At 61.5% G+C, this 17766-nt stretch carries 13 protein-coding genes; 11 read left to right on the top strand and 2 right to left on the bottom strand.

Annotated elements, in window-relative coordinates; genetic code table 11:
- Positions 1 to 23 precede the first annotated feature (23 nt).
- From ACYSTU_RS09440 to ACYSTU_RS09425, 4 genes are all read left to right on the top strand, one after another.
- Positions 24 to 3605 (top strand): DUF2339 domain-containing protein, encoded by a 3582-nt coding sequence (locus tag ACYSTU_RS09440; protein ID WP_498997666.1) that lies wholly within the window; start codon positions 24 to 26, stop codon positions 3603 to 3605.
- On the top strand, positions 3602 to 4966 hold the full coding sequence (locus ACYSTU_RS09435; protein WP_136492412.1) for a DUF3999 domain-containing protein: 1365 nt from the start codon (positions 3602 to 3604) through the stop codon (positions 4964 to 4966). The genes ACYSTU_RS09440 and ACYSTU_RS09435 overlap by 4 nt, the downstream gene beginning before the upstream one ends.
- Before the next feature lie 291 nt (positions 4967 to 5257).
- On the top strand, positions 5258 to 6268 hold the full coding sequence (locus tag ACYSTU_RS09430; protein WP_016772098.1) for a class 1 fructose-bisphosphatase: 1011 nt from the start codon (positions 5258 to 5260) through the stop codon (positions 6266 to 6268).
- 3 nt (positions 6269 to 6271) lie between these two features.
- Positions 6272 to 6874 carry a DUF924 family protein gene (locus tag ACYSTU_RS09425; RefSeq protein WP_136492411.1) on the top strand — a complete coding sequence of 201 codons (603 nt, stop codon included), beginning with the start codon at positions 6272 to 6274 and terminating at the stop codon, positions 6872 to 6874.
- Positions 6875 to 6981: 107 nt separating this feature from the next.
- On the opposite strand, the gene ACYSTU_RS09420 is transcribed toward ACYSTU_RS09425, so the two are convergent.
- Positions 6982 to 8874: a methyl-accepting chemotaxis protein gene (locus ACYSTU_RS09420; protein ID WP_205900643.1), complete on the bottom strand. Its 1893-nt coding sequence runs from the start codon at positions 8872 to 8874 to the stop codon at positions 6982 to 6984.
- A gap of 282 nt (positions 8875 to 9156) precedes the next feature.
- Between ACYSTU_RS09420 and ACYSTU_RS09415 the strand changes: the two genes are divergently transcribed.
- Both ACYSTU_RS09415 and ACYSTU_RS09410 read left to right on the top strand, forming a co-directional pair.
- A complete protein-coding gene (locus tag ACYSTU_RS09415; RefSeq protein WP_016772095.1) occupies positions 9157 to 9411 on the top strand; it encodes a hypothetical protein in 255 nt (84 codons plus the stop codon).
- A gap of 29 nt (positions 9412 to 9440) precedes the next feature.
- Positions 9441 to 10010, top strand: coding sequence for a lipocalin family protein (locus tag ACYSTU_RS09410; protein WP_016772094.1), 570 nt, complete (start codon positions 9441 to 9443; stop codon positions 10008 to 10010).
- An 86-nt stretch (positions 10011 to 10096) separates the two neighbouring features.
- Here ACYSTU_RS09410 and ACYSTU_RS09405 read toward each other — a convergent pair whose 3' ends face one another.
- Entirely contained in the window at positions 10097 to 11461 is a 1365-nt protein-coding gene (locus ACYSTU_RS09405) for a formimidoylglutamate deiminase (protein WP_498997655.1), read from the bottom strand.
- Between the two features lie 146 nt (positions 11462 to 11607).
- On the opposite strand from ACYSTU_RS09405, the gene hutC reads away from it, so the two are divergent.
- The 5 genes from hutC (at position 11608) to ACYSTU_RS09380 (ending at position 17728) form a co-directional block, all read left to right on the top strand.
- Complete coding sequence (hutC, locus tag ACYSTU_RS09400; RefSeq protein WP_162803449.1) at positions 11608 to 12318, top strand: histidine utilization transcriptional repressor HutC; 711 nt, start codon at positions 11608 to 11610, stop codon at positions 12316 to 12318.
- Positions 12315 to 12887: a HutD/Ves family protein gene (locus ACYSTU_RS09395; protein ID WP_498997652.1), complete on the top strand. Its 573-nt coding sequence runs from the start codon at positions 12315 to 12317 to the stop codon at positions 12885 to 12887. Before hutC ends, ACYSTU_RS09395 begins: the two co-directional genes overlap by 4 nt.
- A 473-nt stretch (positions 12888 to 13360) precedes the next feature.
- Entirely contained in the window at positions 13361 to 15052 is a 1692-nt protein-coding gene (gene hutU, locus ACYSTU_RS09390; RefSeq protein WP_206421207.1) for a urocanate hydratase, read from the top strand.
- A 163-nt stretch (positions 15053 to 15215) separates the two neighbouring features.
- On the top strand, positions 15216 to 16688 hold the full coding sequence (locus ACYSTU_RS09385; RefSeq protein WP_125917424.1) for a purine-cytosine permease family protein: 1473 nt from the start codon (positions 15216 to 15218) through the stop codon (positions 16686 to 16688).
- 71 nt (positions 16689 to 16759) lie between these two features.
- The gene (locus ACYSTU_RS09380) at positions 16760 to 17728 is read left to right on the top strand and encodes an ABC transporter substrate-binding protein (RefSeq protein ID WP_071174126.1); all 969 of its coding nucleotides are present in this window, start codon (positions 16760 to 16762) and stop codon (positions 17726 to 17728) included.
- The last annotated feature ends 38 nt before the right edge of the window (positions 17729 to 17766 follow it).

The raw sequence follows: 17766 nt of genomic DNA, 5'->3' as shown, positions 1-17766 counted from the left end.
CTTTGCGCTCAGGGATATCGACCATGCAATGGATGTTCATGTTGATCGGGCTGGTGCTCGGTGGACTGCTCGACGAGTCGTTCAGTGGCGCGCTATTGGGTGCGCTGCTGGGGCTGGTCATCGGCCAGGCGCTGCGCATTGCGCGCCTTGGCTCGCAGGCGGCGGAACAACAGCGTCAACTCGAGCAGGTGCGCGAAGCCTTGCAAGGCGTGGCTCAGCGGCTGTTTGTGCTGGAGGGTTCGCCCTCGCATGCGCCCGCGCCGTCACCTGAAGCCGATCCAGTCGCCGCCCCCGTCGACGTGGCTGAGCAGGCTGCCCTGACCCCTGAACTGATCTGGGAACTGCCTCCCGAACTCGAACCGATTTCCGCCGTCGCCCGCGAACCCAGCCAGCCGCTGCCGGCCGATGTCTGGCGCGCCGAACCGGCTCCCGTTGCACCACCGCAAAAAACCGCCGAACCCCGTGGCCCGAACCTGATCGAACGCGGCATCAGCGCTGCGCGCAATTGGCTGTTCGGCGGCAACACGGTGCTGCGCGTCGGTGTGGTGCTGCTGTTTTTCGGTCTGGCATTTTTACTGCGTTACGCCACCGAAGGCATGGTGGTGCCGATCGAGTTGCGTTACGCCGGCGTCGCGGCAGCGGCGTTGGCTCTGCTTGCGCTGGGCTGGTGGCTGCGCCGACGCAACAGCAACTATGCGTTAATGCTGCAAGGCACCGGGATCGCGGTGTTGTACCTGACGGTGTTTGCGGCGATGCGTCTGCATCCGTTGCTTGATCCGTCCGCTGCACTCGGTTTGCTGGTCGCGGTGACGGTGTTCTCGGCCATTCTGGCGATTACCCAGGACGCGCTGGGGTTGGCCGCAGCGGCAGCTTTGGGCGGTTTCGCCGCGCCGATTCTCACCTCTACAGGCGAAGGCAATCACGTCGCACTGTTCAGCTATTTCGTTCTGCTCAACGCCGGCATTCTTGCTATCGCCTGGTTCAAGGCCTGGCGCCTGCTCAACCTGATCGGTTTCGTCGGCACCTTCGGTATCGGTTTCGCCTGGGGCCTGCGTTCCTACACGCCGGAGCTGCTGTGGAGCACCGAGCCGTTCCTGATTGTGTTTTTCCTCATGTACCTCGCCATCGGCCTGCTCTTCGCCCGGCGCAAATTGCGCGACCTGCAGGATGCTCCGGCGGAGGCTGATCGCGAGGCGCTGTTGCAATGGTCTGCACGCAAGGGTGATTATGTCGACGGCACCATGCTGTTCGGCCCGCCGATCATTGGCTTCGGTTTGCAGTTTGCGTTGGTCCAGCACCTCGAATTTGCGGCGGCGTTCAGTGCGTTGGCGCTGGGCATGATCTATATGGCGCTGGCCAAAGTTTTGATGGGCGGGCGCGCGATGCTCCTGGGCGAAACCTGCCTGGCGCTGGGAGTGATTTTCGCCAGCCTGGCGATTCCGCTGGGGCTCGATGCGCGCTGGACTTCTGCGGCGTGGGCCGTGGAAGGCGCGGGAATTTTCTGGCTCGGGTTGCGTCAGCATCGACCGTTTGCCCGGGCCTTTGCCTTACTGCTGCAACTGGGTTCGGCACTGGCGTTTCTCAGCCAGTTGCAGCCCGGCGAGAGCAGCCTGCTCGACGGCGCACCGCTGGGCGCGCTGATGCTTGGCGCCGCGCTGCTGTTCAGTTTCTTCCAACTGCGCAAGGCTACGCCCGAGCAAACATTGCCGTGGGAAAGGCAAGGCCTGCCAGTGCTGGCGTGTCTGGGCCTGACGTTCCTGTATCTGCTGGCGCCGTTGTTCCTGTTCATCCAGGGCACGGCAATCAGTTGGGCCTTGGCCGGGTTGGCGACCTTGTTTGTTGGCTTGCGAATTCAATCACGCACATTCCTGTTCACCGCATTCGCCGTGCAGTTGCTGGGCGGCGCGTTATTTCTGTTGCGCCTGCAAACGGCCGGCGAAGATTCGGCGGCGGTGTTCAGCGCTGGCTGGAGCGGTTTGCTCAGTGCATCGCTGATCGGTCTGGCCTTGATTGGCGGCATGCTGCTGGCGGCGCGGGCCGAGATGGTGCGCGGCGATGTGCGCCTGCTGCGCGGCTTGTCGGTGGTGTTGCTGGCCGGCTTGGTGCTGATGAATCTGGCGGTGCTGTTCGTGCTGCCGTGGCAAACCGCGAGTGCAGTGTGGGCGGCCAGCGGTTTGCTGATCATCTGGCTGAGCCTGTATCTGCAACAGCGTCTGAGTTTCGTTTTCGGGCTGCTGTTGCAGGTGGTCGGCGGCGCGGCGTTTCTGCTCGCAGGCCCCGAATGGCTCGGGCCGTTGTCTAGCGAAGGATTGCAACCATTGGCCCATGGCGGCTTCTGGACACCGCTGGTGCTGGGGCTGGCCGCGCTGATCGGTGCGTGGCGCTTGCAATTGGGCAACCATGCCACGGCTTTTGATGCCTTGAGTTTGCAGCGCTTGTCGCAAGTGCTGCTGGTCTGGGGCGCCGGTTGGTGGACGCTGGCGTGGGTCAGCGAGATTCTGCGTTTCGCCTCGCCGAACCTGCAAGGCACATTGTTGCTGCTGGTCGCTGCGATCAGTGTGGCGCTGTGGACGCTGTTGTCACTGCGCTTGAAATGGCCGGCGCTGGGGTTGCTCTGCACCTTACTGATTCCGGCGGCGGCGCTGGTTTTGCTCGGCGCTTGGCATTCGCGCTACCACCCGGCCGCCGACTTCGGCTGGCTGGCGTGGCCGGCGCTGTTCGCGGTGCACTTCTTCAGCCTGCGCCGCTTGGCGTCGATCTTGCCGGCGCGCGCATTGAGCGTGGCCCATGTGCTCGGTTGCTGGCTGCTGATTGGCGTGCTGGCGCTGGAGTTGCGTTACGGTCTGCTGCTGTTGTCCGAGCAGTACAATGCCTGGCGCTGGCTGGGTTGGGCGATTCTGCCGAGCCTCTATCTGTTGCTGATGGCTGCTCCCCGTACGTGGCCGTGGCCGGTGGCCGCGTTTGCCCGCGAGTACCGCTTGTATGCGGCGGCACCGCTGGCGGTGCTGATGCTGGCGTGGTTCTGGCTGGCCAATGGCGTCAGCGATGGCAATGCCGAACCGTTGCCTTACGTGCCGCTGCTCAACCCATTGGAGCTGGGGCTGCTGTTTGCGCTGTTCGGCGTTTATGTCTGGTCGCGCAGCGCCGTTGCGCAGTTGTCGATCCGTCAGGATCATGCCGACCACGCCACACAACTGATCGCCGGAGTTTCGCTGTTCGCCTTCTGCACCGCGCTGGTCACCCGCGCGGCGCATCACTGGGCCGGCATCCCGTTCGAGCTTGATCAACTGCTCGCGTCGATGCTGGTGCAGGCCGGCCTGTCGATCGTCTGGACGTTGATGGCGCTGGGGCTGATGATCGGCGGCCATCTGCGCCATCGCCGCGAAGTGTGGCTGATCGGCGCGGCACTGATTGCGCTGGTGGTGGCCAAACTGATTTTTGTCGAACTGAGCAACCGTGGCGGTCTCGCCCGGATCGTCTCGTTTATCGGTGTCGGCGTATTGCTGCTGGTGGTCGGCTACTTCGCGCCGCTGCCACCCAAACGCGTCGAGGCTGAACCGGCGGCGGACAAACCTGCGCCGGAAACCGAAGGAGTTGCATCTTGAGTCGCATGCTGAATCTGGGGTGGTTGGCGCTGGGCGTGGTGATGGTCGCTGGCGCTCAGGAAAAACCGGCGGACTTCGCCACGCAAGTGCCGTTGACGGTGAGCGGCAATGGCCCGTGGTATCGCCTCGACCTGCCGCTGAGCGCGCAATTACAGGCGCGCCAGACCGATCTCAGCGACCTGCGTGTGTTCAACGCCGCCGGCGAAGCGCAGGCTTATGCCTTGGCTCGCGAATCGGCGCAGACCCGCGACGACGGCAAGCTGCATGAGGTCAAATGGTTCCCGCTGTACAACGCCGCCGACGCCAGCGAGCGCGCGCCGAATGTGCGCGTGCAGTCGACCACCAACGGCACCCTGGTCGAAGTGCAACCGTCCTCGCAACTGGAGGCGGGCGAAGAAGTGCTGCGCGGCTGGTTGCTCGATGCCAGTGCAATCAAGGCACCGTTGCAGCAGTTGATCCTCGACTGGACCAGCGAGCGCGACGGTTTCCAGCGTTTCAGCATCGAGGCCAGCGACGATCTGCAGCACTGGCAGTCATGGGGCGAGGGCCAGGTGGCACGGCTGACCTTTTCCGATGAGCGCATCGAACAGCACGAAGTGACCCTGCCGGGGCAGACCGCGCGCTATGTGCGCCTGTTGTGGGAGTCGCCGGGCTCGGCGCCCGTCCTGACGTCGGCGCAATTGAAAAGCAGCGACCCGCGCAACCTGCCGCTGCCCCTGGTGTGGTCGCCCAGCGTAGCCGGCAGCAGCACCAAACCTGGGGAATACACTTGGCAGTTGCCGATGGGGCTGAATGTCGAGCGGGTGCAGATTGAGCTGAAACAGCCGAACAGTCTGGCGCCGGTCACGTTGGCCGGCCGGCGCGAGAGCAACTTGCCATGGCAGCCACTGAGCAGTGGTTTGCTGTATCGCCTGAGCCAGAACAATCAGGACGTGGTGCAGAACGAAATCCCGCTGTCCGGGCAGACCGTGCAGCAACTCAAGCTGACCGTGGATGAGCGCGGCGGCGGGTTGGGTGAGCAGGCGCCGGACCTGAAATACGCGGTGCGCGCCACGCAGGTGATTTTCCTCGCCCGGGGCGAAGGGCCTTACAGCCTGGCCTTGGGCAATGCCACGGTGAAAACCGCGAACCTGCCGCTGGCAACGTTGATTCCGGATTTCAAGCCAGAGAAGCTGGCGAGCCTGGGCAAGGCGACGGTGCAGGACGAAGCAGTGGCCACGCAAACCTCAACGGCGACGACGGCTGCGGTGGCCGGAACCAATTGGAAGAAGTTCGGGCTGTGGGCGGTGTTGCTGCTCAGTGTGGTGTTTCTCGGGGCGATGGCGTTCAGCCTGTTGCGCAAGCCGCCAGCCAATACCTGAGCATGGCGGCGCTTTGCGCCATTCGCGAGCGGGCTCGCTCCCACAATGGAATGCATTGCCCTGTGGGAGCGAGCCTGCTCGCGAAAGCGCCCGGGCAGACACTGAAAATCTTCAATCGCTCATGCCGAACCGAACTACGCTCAATCCGACACCTGAACTCTCCACCAACAATCACGTCTCATACAGGCAAATACACCCAGGCGCACGTTAGCCGGCGTCTTCGCTCGCTAGGTTTTCAGACTCCCTGTAAACTGCGCGGGTTTTCCGCCCCCCATTCCACCGGAGCCGTCCATGTCCCGCGTTACCTTGAGTCGCTATTTGATTGAGCAGACCCGCAGCAACAACACTCCTGCCGATCTGCGCTTTTTGATCGAAGTGGTAGCGCGTGCCTGCAAGGAGATCAGCCACGCCGTGTCCAAAGGCGCCCTGGGTGGTGTTCTGGGCAGCATGGGCACCGAGAACGTGCAAGGCGAAGTGCAGAAGAAGCTCGACGTGATCTCTAACGAGATCCTCCTCGAAGCCAACGAATGGGGCGGTCACCTGGCCGGCATGGCGTCCGAAGAAATGGACAACGCCTACCAGATCCCGGGCAAATACCCGAAAGGCGCATACCTGCTGGTCTTCGACCCACTGGACGGCTCGTCGAACATCGATATCAATGCCCCGGTCGGCACGATCTTCTCGGTACTGCGTTGCCCGAACGAGTACCTGAGCCAGAACGAGCCGCTGAACGAAAAAGCCTTCCTGCAGCCAGGCACTCAGCAAGTGGCCGCCGGTTACGCCATCTACGGCCCGCAGACCATGCTGGTGCTGACCCTGGGCGACGGCGTCAAAGGCTTCACCCTCGATCGCGAAATGGGCAGCTTCGTCCTGACTCACGAAGACATCACCATTCCTGAAACCACTCAGGAGTTCGCCATCAACATGTCCAACCAGCGTCACTGGGAAGCCCCGGTGCAGCGCTATGTCGGCGAGCTGCTGGCCGGTGAAGAAGGTCCACTGAAAAAGAACTACAACATGCGTTGGGTCGCGGCGATGGTTGCCGACGTCCACCGCATCCTGACCCGTGGTGGTCTGTTCATGTACCCGCGCGACAGCCGCGAGCCGTCGAAACCGGGCAAGCTGCGCCTGATGTACGAAGCCAACCCGATGTCGTTCCTCGTCGAACAAGCCGGCGGCGCGTCCACTGACGGTCACCAGCGTATTCTCGACATCCAGCCGGAAGGCCTGCACCAGCGCGTTGCAGTGTTCCTCGGTTCGAAAGAAGAAGTCGCCCGCGCCACGGCTTACCACAAGGAATAAACCATGCACGCGCCCTGGCAGCCGTTGCTCGACTGGTGGTTCGGACACGCCGAATCAGCCAGCGAAGTAGCGGCCGAAAAGGGCAAGTTGTGGTTCGGCAAGCGAAACAGCCAAGACCTCGAAGCGCAGACGCGTTTCGGGGTCTTTGTCGATCAGGCCCTTGCCGGCGAATTGACCGAGTGGACGCAATGTCCCGAAGGCTGGCTGGCGGTGGTGCTGTTGCTCGATCAACTGCCACGCATGATCTATCGCGAAACCCCCAAAGCGTTTTCCGGTGATCTGCGCGCGCAGAAGCTCGTCGCCCAAGGCATTGCAGCGGATTTCGATCGGCAGTTGAAACCGATTCAGCGGGTATTCATTTATCTGGTATTCGAACACTGCGAAAACCTCGCAGTGCAGAACGAAGCCGTTTCCAGATTTATTGAATTGGTGGCTGAACAGCCAGAGTCGGAGCGGGCGGTGTTTGCCGATAACCTGGACTATGCCGAGCGGCATCGGAAGGTGATTGCGCAGTTTGGAAGATTTCCGCACCGCAATTCGGTGTTGGGGCGGAAGTCTACGACTGAGGAATTGGAGTTTCTGTCCAGGCCCGGTTCAAGATTCTGAATCTTCAGTGCGGCTTATGCCGCTTTCGCGAGCAGGCTCGCTCCCACAATTGAAATGCATTCCACTGTGGAAGCGAGCCTGCTCGCGAAGAGGCCTGAGGCCGCAGCTTAAATCCTGAAGCTGCCGACCAGATGCTTCAACCGCGCGGCTTGCTGCTCAAGGTCCGAACAGGCGCGCAACGTTGCCTGCAAGTTCTCTACCCCTTCCTGATTCAGCGTGTTGATCTCGTTGATATCAACGTTGATCGACTCGACCACGGCGGTCTGTTCTTCGGTCGCGGTGGCCACCGACTGGTTCATGCCATCGATTTCGCCGATGCGCTGGGTCACGCTGCCCAAGCGCTCGCCGGCCTGGTTGGCGATGCCGACGCTGCTTTCGCTCTCGCGCTGGCTCTCGGTCATGATGGTTACTGCCTGACGTGCGCCGACCTGCAGCTCTTCGATCATCTTCTGTACTTGCTGCGCCGAATCCTGGGTGCGGTGCGCGAGGTTGCGCACCTCGTCGGCGACCACGGCGAAACCGCGCCCGGCTTCACCGGCGCGCGCGGCTTCGATGGCGGCGTTGAGTGCGAGCAGGTTGGTCTGCTGGGAGATGCTGGTGATCACTTCGAGAATCTGGCCGATGTTCACCGTGTTGCTGTTAAGGGTTTCGATGTTGCCGCAGGAATCGCTGATCTTTGCCGACAGCTGTTGCATGGCGTGGATGGTTTTATCCACCACCTGCTGGCCGTCGACCGCGAGGCTGCGCGCATCGCTGGAATGCTGCGAGGCGAGGGCGGCGTTCTGGGCGATTTCCTGAGCGGCGGCGCCTAGCTGATTGATCGCGGCGGCGACGCTGTTGGTGCGGCTGGCCTGCTGGTCGGAGTTGTACATCGACGAGTTCGAGGCAGCGACCACACGCAGGGCGACTTCGTTGACCTGGCCGGTGGCCGAGGACACTTCGCGGATCGACGTATGAATGCGTTCGACGAAGCGGTTGAACGAAGTGCCCAGCGCGCCGAATTCATCGTTGCCGTGAATCACCAGACGCTTGGTCAGGTCGCCTTCGCCTTCAGCGATGTCATGCATCGCGCGGCCCATGGTCAGCAGTGGCTGCATCAGCACGCGAATCAGCATGCCGAGCAGGCCGATGATGATCAGCACCGCGATGACCATGGCGATCAGCGCCGAGGTGCGGAATTCGCTGAGCATCGAGAACGCGGTGTCTTTATCGAGCACCAGCGCCACGTACCAGTCAGCCGATGGCACTCCGTTGACGCGAGTGAAGGAAATCAACTGGGTCTTGCCGTCGAACTCGACTTCTTTCAGGCCCGGGCTGACTTGAGGCGCGCCGTTCGGATAGGCCTCGGCGAGGGTCTTGAGCACCAGTTTGCTGTCCGGGTGAATCAGGATCTTGCCTTCGGCGCTGACGATGAACGCATGACCGTGGCCGCCGAAGTTCAGCGAGTTGATGATCGCGCTGACGCTGGTCAGATCGATGTCGGCCCCGGCCACGCCGAGCATCTGGCCCTGACGCTGCACCGGCGTCGCGACGGTGATCACCAGTTTGCCCGACGAAGCGGCAATGTACGGTTCGGTGACGATGGTCTGCTGTGCGCTATTGGCGGCTTTGTACCAGCCGCGCGCCCGTGGATCGTAGTCCGGCGCGCGGTTGCCGGCCGGCACCGAGAACATCACACCGTCAGCGCCACCGAAATAGCTGAGCTGGAAATTGCCGGTGTAGGCGGGCAGGTCAATGATGCGTTTGAGGCTGGCGGGCGCGTTGCCGTCAACGGCGACTTGCTGCGACAGCGATTGCAGCAGCTGAATGCGGCTTTCCAGCCAGGTCTGGATGTTGCTGGTGGTCAGGCTGCCCAGTTCCTGCATGGTCGCTTCGGTGCTGCTGCTCAAGGCCTGACGCTGGCGGTAGTCGTTGAAGAGGATGAAACAGGCGAACGCAACGGCCACCACAAGGGCAGCAGCCAGCAGAATCTTGTGGCTGAATTTCATGTTTCTGGTCATCGAATGAACTACCGCGAGGGGGCTGGTCAGGAAAGGGTGGCAATTTGCCATATTCGGCAGCGTTGCGCTGCTCTTATTTTCGACCGCGCCGCGCCAAAGATTAGGCGTTTGCAGGGAAAGTCGACGAAATGCTCGACGGCTTCACAAAGTTTTTGATTTACCGACAAAAGCCGGACGGGCGGCCTGATAAATAGGCGTTCGGTCACGGAACCAGATGACACTTTTCTCTTCTAAGCTTCTGGTTGGCACCATGCCATCCCCCCTCGTTCCAGGAGTTTCACCATGTCGCTGCGATCTATCGCCCTGCTGTCGTTTTGCGTGCTGTTGGCCGCATGCAGCAAGGTCAATCAGGAAAACTACTCCAAGCTCTCGGCCGGCATGGCCAAGTCCGAAGTGGAAACCCTTCTCGGCAAGCCCACTGATTGCTCGGGCGCGCTCGGTATGTCCAGCTGTACCTGGGGCGACAAGAACAGCTTTATCAGCGTGCAATACGCCGGTGACAAAGTGCTGATGTTTTCCGGCCAAGGCCTGAAGTAAACCGGGGCTTCGCGCCCACGGAGAAAAAAATGAAGCGGTTATTGCTGATCCTTTTTGCTGGCCTGGTACTGGCTGGCTGCGCCACTTCCGGCGTCGACCCGTTGGCGCCCAAGACCGTCAACAGCGTCAATCTCAAGCGTTATCAGGGCACCTGGTATGAACTGGCACGCTTGCCGATGTACTTCCAGCGCCACTGCGCGCAATCCGAAGCCCATTACACCCTCAAGCCTGACGGTAACGTCGGCGTGCTCAACCGTTGCCTGACCCCGGAGTGGCAGTGGGAAGAAGCCAAGGGCACGGCTTATCCACAAGTGCCGGGCAAGACCGACAAGCTCTGGGTCGAATTCGATAACTGGTTCTCGCGCCTGGTGCCGGGTGTGGCGAAGGGCGAGTACTGGGTGTTGTACGTCAGCGACGATTACAAGACCGCCATCGTCGGCGATCCGAGTCGCAAGTACCTGTGGCTGCTGTCACGCACGCCGACCGTCAACGGTGTAGTGCGTGAAGAATTGCTGAGCAAGGCGCGTCAGCAGGGTTACGACACCACACGCCTGATCTGGCGGGCGTCGGATCGGCAGATGGCCAAGACGTCCAATTAAGAGCGAAAAGATCGCAGCCTTCGGCAGCTCCTACATGAGAATGCATTCGTGTAGGAGCTGCCGAAGGCTGCGATCTTTTGCTTTTCTCACCCTAAAAGATCGCGCAGGACCCGGGTGAAGGCTCGGGCGCTGTGCTCTTCGCCGGCATGCCGGCCATCGCGCACCACCCACTGACCATTGACCAGCACATCGCGCACCTGGCGATCGCCGCCGGCGAACAACCAGCGGTTCAGAATCCCGTCGCCATTGGCCGTCGCTAGATACGGATCGTTGCCATCGAGGACAATCCAGTCCGCGCGCTTGCCCACTTCCAACGCGCCGATCGGCTGACCCAGCGCCTGCGCGCCGCCGTCCAGCGCCGCGTCATACAGGGTGCGACCGACCATCGGCTGTTGCGCGCCATACAAGCGATTGCGCCGCTGATCGCGCAGACGCTGACCATATTCCAGCCAGCGCAATTCCTCCACCACGCTGAGCGAGACATGGCTGTCGGAACCGATACCCATGCGCCCGCCCTGTGCGAGGAAATCCACCGCCGGGAAAATCCCGTCACCCAGATTCGCTTCAGTGGTCAGGCACAGCCCGGCGATCGCGCGACTGTTGGCCATCAGCGTGACTTCATCCGGGTTGGCGTGGGTGGCGTGGACCAGACACCAGCGCTGATCGACTTCAGCGTTCTCGTAGAGCCATTGCAACGGACGGCGACCGCTCCAGCTCAGGCAATCGTCGACTTCTTTCTGCTGCTCGGCGATGTGGATGTGCACCGGGCATTGTTTGTCACTGGCCGCCAACACTTCGCTGATCTGCTGCGGCGTCACCGCACGCAATGAGTGGAAACACAGGCCCAGCGATTGCGCCTTTTGCTGCGCCAGTAACGGCTGCAACCGCGCTTGCAGATTCAGATAGTTCTCAGTGCTGTTGATAAAGCGACGCTGGCCATCATTTGGCGTCTGCCCGCCGAAACCGGAATGACTGTAGAGCACTGGCAGCAGGGTCAGACCGATACCGCTTTCGCTGGCGGCCTGGCTGATGCGCAACGCCAGTTCCGCCGGATCGGCGTACGGTTGGCCGTTGCTGTCGTGGTGCACGTAGTGAAATTCGGCGACCGAGGTGTAACCGGCCTTGAGCATTTCGATGTACAGCTGACGGGCGATGATGCCGAGCTGATCCGGGCTGATTTTTCCGACGAGGCGATACATCAGATCGCGCCAGGTCCAGAAACTGTCGTTGGGGTTGCCGGCCACTTCGGCCAATCCAGCCATGGCGCGCTGGAAGGCGTGAGAGTGCAGGTTGGGCATCCCCGGCAGCAACGGCCCGCGCAGCCGCTCGGCCTCGTCTGCGCTGGAATCGGCCTGGATTCGGGTCAACAGGCCATCGGCGCTGACCTCGAGACGTACATTGTTGGCCCATCCCTCAGGCAGCAGTGCGCGTTCGGCAAAGAAGGCGGACATCGTTCGGCACCCCATCGTGTGTTATTTGTATATACATATACAGACGTTTGCCTGCCCGGTAAACTCCGGCAAGCTAGTCACTTTCATCCAATGAACAGGGATCAACCGTGCCGACTCCGCCTCCAGTTTCTCCGTTGGCCGCGAACATGGGCGACAGTCCGGCGCCTTTGTACGCCCGCGTCAAACAGATGATTACCCAGCAGATCGACAGCGGTAACTGGCCGCCGCACTACCGCGTGCCGTCCGAAAGCGAACTGGTCAGCCAGCTCGGCTTCAGCCGCATGACCATCAACCGCGCCCTGCGCGAGATGACCGCCGACGGCCTGCTGGTGCGCATGCAAGGCGTGGGCACGTTTGTCGCCGAGCCGAAGAGCCAGTCTGCGCTGTTCGAAGTGCACAACATCGCCGACGAAATCGCCTCGCGCGGCCATCGCCACACCTGCCAGGTCATCACCCTCGAAGAAGAGGCCGCCGGTTCCGAACGCGCGCTGGCGCTGGACATGCGCGAAGGTCAGAAGGTCTTTCACTCGCTGATCGTGCATTACGAAAACGACATTCCGGTGCAGATCGAAGACCGTTTCGTCAACGCCCTGGTCGCGCCGGAATACCTCAAGCAGGATTTCACCCTGCAAACCCCCTATGCCTATCTCAATCAGGTCGCGCCGCTGACCGAGGGCGAGCACGTGGTCGAAGCCATCCTTGCCGAGCCGTCGGAGTGCAAGTTGCTGCAGATCGAAAAGGGCGAGCCGTGCCTGCTGATCCGCCGGCGAACCTGGTCGGGGCGTCAACCGGTGACGGCGGCGCGTTTGATCCACCCCGGTTCCCGCCATCGTCTGGAAGGGCGCTTTCATAAATGAATTATCAAGTGAAGGTTCTACGCGCCGAAGGCTACCCGCGCATGCCGTGGAAAAACGGCGGCGGCAGCACCGAGGAAATCACCCGTGATGTCGGCACTGGCCTGGACGGTTTCGGCTGGCGCCTGTCGATTGCCGACATCACCGAATCCGGCGGTTTCTCGACATTCGCCGGTTACCAGCGAGTCATCACCGTGTTGCAGGGCGACGGCATGACCTTGTGCGTCGACGGTGACGATACCCGTCCACTGTTACCCTTGGACCCGTTTGCTTTCAGCGGCGAAAGCCAAGTGTCCTGCACCTTGCTCGGCGGTGCGATTCGCGATTTCAATCTGATCTACGCGCCGCAACGTTACAGCGCGCGATTGCAGTGGCTGGACGGTGAGCAGCGGTTTTTCAGCTCGGCATCGACGCTGCTGGTGTTCAGTGTCAGTGAGCTGATGGACGTGCGTGTTGGCGACGGCGTTTCGCAGCTCGGTCGGCATGATTGCCTGCAACTGGACGGCAACAGTGGGCTGGTCGAAGTCTCCACCAACGCGGCATGCTGCGTGATCGAACTCCTCCAGAACTGAACACACCCTGTGGCGAGGGGATTTATCCCCGCTGGGTCGCGAAGCGGCCGCATTCCTGATTAAAAAAAGCGGTCTGCTGCGCAGCCCAGCGGGGATAAATCCCCTCGCCACAAGCCATCCCCACTCTTGTTTCCCTCCACGCACCAACTTGTTACCGAACGCCCCAGCGTGGCGCAAAACCACGCTCACTTGGCCCAGCCGCATCTCCTCAGAATCTCCTCCCGGAAAATTTCATCCACGCCAGAACCCTCGATTCAGGCGCTCTCCAGCCATGCCCGTGATTTTTCCTGAACACTCCTCCAACAAGTTGGCCGCTTGATTGCATATGCTTGTATGTACAAGTAAAGACGTATGCGTATGAGTCGGTCGAGACTCTCCGCAGCGTCCACTGATTCGCTTGTCGCGCAGCACAGCGCGCAGGCTGCTGCCCACTGCCAGGGTTGGTTTGAATTGATCGCTGAGGAGTCTTTTTCGTGACTGACAATACCCAGAACAGCAACAAGTTTCGTGACGTGCAGATCCGCGCCGCACGCGGTAACACGCTGACCGCCAAGAGCTGGCTGACTGAAGCGCCGCTGCGCATGTTGATGAACAACCTCGACCCGGAAGTCGCCGAGAACCCGAAAGAGTTGGTTGTCTATGGTGGCATCGGCCGCGCTGCGCGCAACTGGGAGTGCTACGACAAGATCGTCGAAAGCCTGACCAACCTGAACGACGACGAAACCCTGCTGGTGCAATCGGGCAAGCCGGTCGGCGTATTCAAGACTCATAGCAACGCGCCGCGCGTGCTGATCGCCAACTCCAACCTGGTGCCGCACTGGGCGAGCTGGGAACACTTCAACGAACTCGACGCCAAAGGCCTGGCCATGTACGGCCAGATGACCGCCGGCAGCTGGATCTACATCGGCAGCCAGGGCATCGTTCAGGGCACCTACGAAACCTTCGTCGAAGCCGGGCGCCAGCATTACAACGCTGACCTCAAGGGGCGCTGGGTGCTCACCGCCGGCCTCGGTGGCATGGGAGGCGCGCAACCGCTGGCCGCCACCCTGGCCGGCGCCTGCTCGCTGAACATCGAATGCCAGCAGGTCAGCATCGATTTCCGCCTGAAAAGCCGTTACGTCGATGAGCAAGCCAAAGACCTCGACGACGCTCTGGCGCGCATCGACAAATACACCAAAGAAGGCAAAGCGATTTCCATCGCCCTGCTCGGCAACGCGGCGGAAATCCTGCCGGAGCTGGTCAAGCGTGGCGTGCGCCCGGACATGGTCACCGACCAGACCAGCGCCCACGACCCGCTCAACGGTTACCTGCCGGCCGGCTGGAGCTGGGACGAGTACCGCGCCCGCGCCAAAACCGAACCTGCAGCCGTGATCAAAGCCGCCAAGCAGTCGATGGCCGTGCACGTCAAAGCCATGCTGGAGTTCCAGAAGCAAGGCATTCCGACCTTCGACTACGGCAACAACATCCGTCAGATGGCTCAGGAAGAAGGCGTCGAAAACGCTTTCGATTTTCCGGGCTTCGTGCCGGCGTACATCCGTCCGCTGTTCTGCCGTGGCATCGGCCCGTTCCGTTGGGCGGCGCTGTCGGGTGATCCACAGGACATCTACAAAACCGACGCCAAGGTCAAAGAGCTGATCCCCGACGACGCGCATTTGCACAACTGGCTGGACATGGCCCGCGAGCGCATCAGCTTCCAAGGTCTGCCGGCGCGTATCTGCTGGGTCGGTCTGGGCCAGCGCGCCAAGCTCGGTCTGGCCTTCAACGAAATGGTCCGTAGCGGTGAGCTGTCGGCCCCGGTGGTGATCGGTCGCGACCACCTCGACTCTGGCTCGGTGGCCAGCCCCAACCGCGAAACCGAATCGATGCAGGACGGCTCCGACGCCGTGTCCGATTGGCCGCTGCTCAACGCACTGCTGAACACCGCCAGCGGCGCGACCTGGGTGTCGCTGCACCACGGCGGCGGTGTCGGCATGGGCTTCTCGCAGCATTCGGGGATGGTGATCGTCTGCGACGGTACTGACGAAGCCGCCGAGCGCATCGCTCGCGTGCTGCATAACGACCCGGCGACTGGCGTCATGCGCCATGCCGATGCCGGTTACCAGATTGCCATCGACTGTGCGAAAGAGCAGGGGCTGAATCTGCCGATGATCACTGATCGCAAGTAATACGCTTTTGCTTCATGTGGGAGCGAGCTTGCTCGCGAAGAGGCCGGCACAGTCAACATTTGTGTCTGCAGACAGATTGCTTTCGCGAGCAAGCTCGCTCCCACAGAAAAGCAGCTCCACCGATGCTCAGTGAACCCGAACAGCAATCCACAGAGGTTGAATCATGGCGGTTAACAACGAACGTGCAGGCAGTACTCCGTTGATCGAAAGGCGTTCGATCGACTACATCCCGGAAGCGGAAAGACACGGTCGTCTGTTCAGTCAGTTCACCCTGTGGATGGGCGCCAACCTGCAGATCACCGCGATCGTCACCGGGGCCTTGGCGGTGGTGCTTGGCGGTGATGTGTTCTGGTCGTTGATCGGTCTTTTGATCGGCCAACTGCTCGGCGGTGGTGTGATGGCGCTGCATGCCGCGCAGGGACCGAAACTGGGCTTGCCGCAGATGATCTCCAGCCGTGTGCAATTCGGCGTTTATGGCGCAGCGATTCCGATCGTGCTGGTGTGCCTGATGTACCTGGGTTTCACCGCCACCGGGACAGTGCTCTCCGGGCAGGCGCTGGGGCAGTTGTTCGGTGTCAGCGACAGTGTTGGCATCCTGATTTTCGCCAGTGTCATCGTGCTGGTCACAGTGCTCGGCTATCGGGTGATCCACTGGATCGGCCGCGTCGCTAGCGTGATTGGCGTGATCGCTTTTGTGTTCCTGTTCTGGCGGCTGATGAGCCAGACCGACGTCGGTGCGCTCCTGCAAATCCGCCACTTCAGCTGGAGCAGCTTTCTGCTGGCGGTGTCGCTGGCGGCGTCCTGGCAGATCGCTTTCGGCCCGTATGTAGCGGACTACTCGCGTTACCTGCCGAGCGCTACTTCATCGGTGAAAACCTTTTTCGCCGCCGGTGCCGGCTCGGTGATCGGCGCGCAGGTGGCGATGATCCTCGGTGTGTTTGCCGCCGCTTCAGCCAACGGTCAATTCGCTGGCCATGAAGTCGCCTACATCGTCGGGCTCGGCGGTACCGGCGCCACTGCCGCGCTGCTGTATTTCAGCATCGCGTTCGGCAAAGTGACCATCTCGACGCTGAACTCCTACGGCAGCTTCATGTGCATCGCCACCATCATCAGTGGCTTCAAAGGACACCTGACGGTTACCCGCATGCAGCGGCTGATCTTCGTGCTGTTCATCGTCGGCGCGGCAACCTTGATTGCCCTGCTCGGGCAGCACTCGTTCCTCGGTGCGTTCAAGTCGTTCATCCTGTTTCTGCTCGCCTTCTTCACCCCGTGGAGCGCGATCAATCTGGTCGACTACTACTGCATCACCCGCGAGCGCTACGACGTGCCGGCGCTGGCCGATCCGAACGGTCGCTACGGACGCTGGAACCTGCTCGGCATCAGCGTCTATGTGTTCGGTGTACTGGTGCAGCTGCCGTTCATCTCGACCAAGTTCTACACCGGGCCGCTGGTGGCAGCGCTAGGGGATGTGGATATCTCTTGGATCATCGGCCTGGTTCTCCCGGCCGCCGTCTATTACTTCTGCGCAAAGAAATGGCACAGCGCAGTGCCCGATCGCCTGATTCTGCCGGTCGAGCAGAACAGCACCCAACAAGCAAAAACGAGCGGGACCGGTCGCGCTGCGGCGCAGGCCTGATCTGGACGTGGACCAGGCTGGATGCCTCTTGAACTGCCGTAAGCCCATTCATGATTAGGAGCGTCACGACAATGAAATCGAACAAGACCCTGCTGACCACATTGCTGTCCATGGGCCTGTTGGCCAGTGCCGGTGCAACGCAAGCCGCCGGCTGGTGCGAATCGGGCAAACCGGTGAAATTCGCCGGGCTGAACTGGGAGAGCGGCATGCTCCTGACCGACGTGCTGCAAGTGGTGCTGGAGAAAGGTTACGGCTGCAAGACCGACAGCCTGCCGGGCAATTCCATCACCATGGAAAACGCCCTGAGCAGCAACGATATTCAAGTGTTCGCCGAAGAGTGGGTCGGCCGCAGCGAGGTCTGGAACAAGGCCGAGAAGGCCGGCAAGGTCGTCGGTGTCGGCGCACCGGTGGTGGGTGCTGTCGAAGGCTGGTACGTGCCGCGTTACGTGATCGAAGGCGACGCCAAGCGCAAGCTCGAGGCGAAAGCCCCGGACCTGAAAAACATCGCTGATCTGGGCAAGTATTCCGCCGTGTTCAAGGACGCTGAAGAGCCGTCCAAGGGCCGCTTCTATAACTGCCCGGCCGGCTGGACCTGCGAGCTCGACAACAGCGAAATGCTCAAGAGCTACGGTCTGGAAAACAGCTACACCAACTTCCGTCCGGGCACCGGACCTGCGCTGGATGCAGCGGTGCTGTCGAGCTACAAGCGTGGCGAGCCGATCCTCTTCTACTACTGGTCGCCGACCCCGCTGATGGGCCAGATCGATGCAGTCAAACTGGAAGAGAAACCCGGCGTCGACAAGACCGTCAGCATCAAGGTCGGCCTGTCGAAAACCTTCCACGACGAAGCCCCGGAACTGGTCGCCGTGCTGGAGAAAGTCAACCTGCCTATCGACCTGCTCAATCAGAACCTCGGGCGCATGGCCAAGGAACGCATCGAGTCGGCAAAACTGGCGAAAATCTTCCTCAAGGAACATCCTGAAGTCTGGCACGCATGGGTGAGCGACGACGCAGCCAAGAAAATCGACGCGGCCTTGTAGGTCAGGTTTCCCGGCTGCCAGCACGGCAGCCGGACGCT

This window comes from Pseudomonas glycinis (assembly GCF_054871425.1).
The sequence above is the reverse complement of the archived record's forward strand: the minus strand, read 5'-3'. Positions and strand labels throughout refer to the sequence as shown.

Coding starts and splice junctions, on each gene's coding strand:
- ACYSTU_RS09440 (WP_498997666.1), top strand. CDS start 24: ATGCAATGGATGTTCATGTTGATCGGGCTGGTGCTCGGTGGACTGCTC.
- ACYSTU_RS09430 (WP_016772098.1), top strand. CDS start 5,258: ATGTCCCGCGTTACCTTGAGTCGCTATTTGATTGAGCAGACCCGCAGC.
- ACYSTU_RS09425 (WP_136492411.1), top strand. CDS start 6,272: ATGCACGCGCCCTGGCAGCCGTTGCTCGACTGGTGGTTCGGACACGCC.
- ACYSTU_RS09420 (WP_205900643.1), bottom strand. CDS start 8,874: ATGACCAGAAACATGAAATTCAGCCACAAGATTCTGCTGGCTGCTGCC.
- ACYSTU_RS09415 (WP_016772095.1), top strand. CDS start 9,157: ATGTCGCTGCGATCTATCGCCCTGCTGTCGTTTTGCGTGCTGTTGGCC.
- ACYSTU_RS09410 (WP_016772094.1), top strand. CDS start 9,441: ATGAAGCGGTTATTGCTGATCCTTTTTGCTGGCCTGGTACTGGCTGGC.
- ACYSTU_RS09405 (WP_498997655.1), bottom strand. CDS start 11,461: ATGTCCGCCTTCTTTGCCGAACGCGCACTGCTGCCTGAGGGATGGGCC.
- hutC (WP_162803449.1), top strand. CDS start 11,608: ATGGGCGACAGTCCGGCGCCTTTGTACGCCCGCGTCAAACAGATGATT.
- ACYSTU_RS09395 (WP_498997652.1), top strand. CDS start 12,315: ATGAATTATCAAGTGAAGGTTCTACGCGCCGAAGGCTACCCGCGCATG.
- ACYSTU_RS09385 (WP_125917424.1), top strand. CDS start 15,216: ATGGCGGTTAACAACGAACGTGCAGGCAGTACTCCGTTGATCGAAAGG.
- ACYSTU_RS09380 (WP_071174126.1), top strand. CDS start 16,760: ATGAAATCGAACAAGACCCTGCTGACCACATTGCTGTCCATGGGCCTG.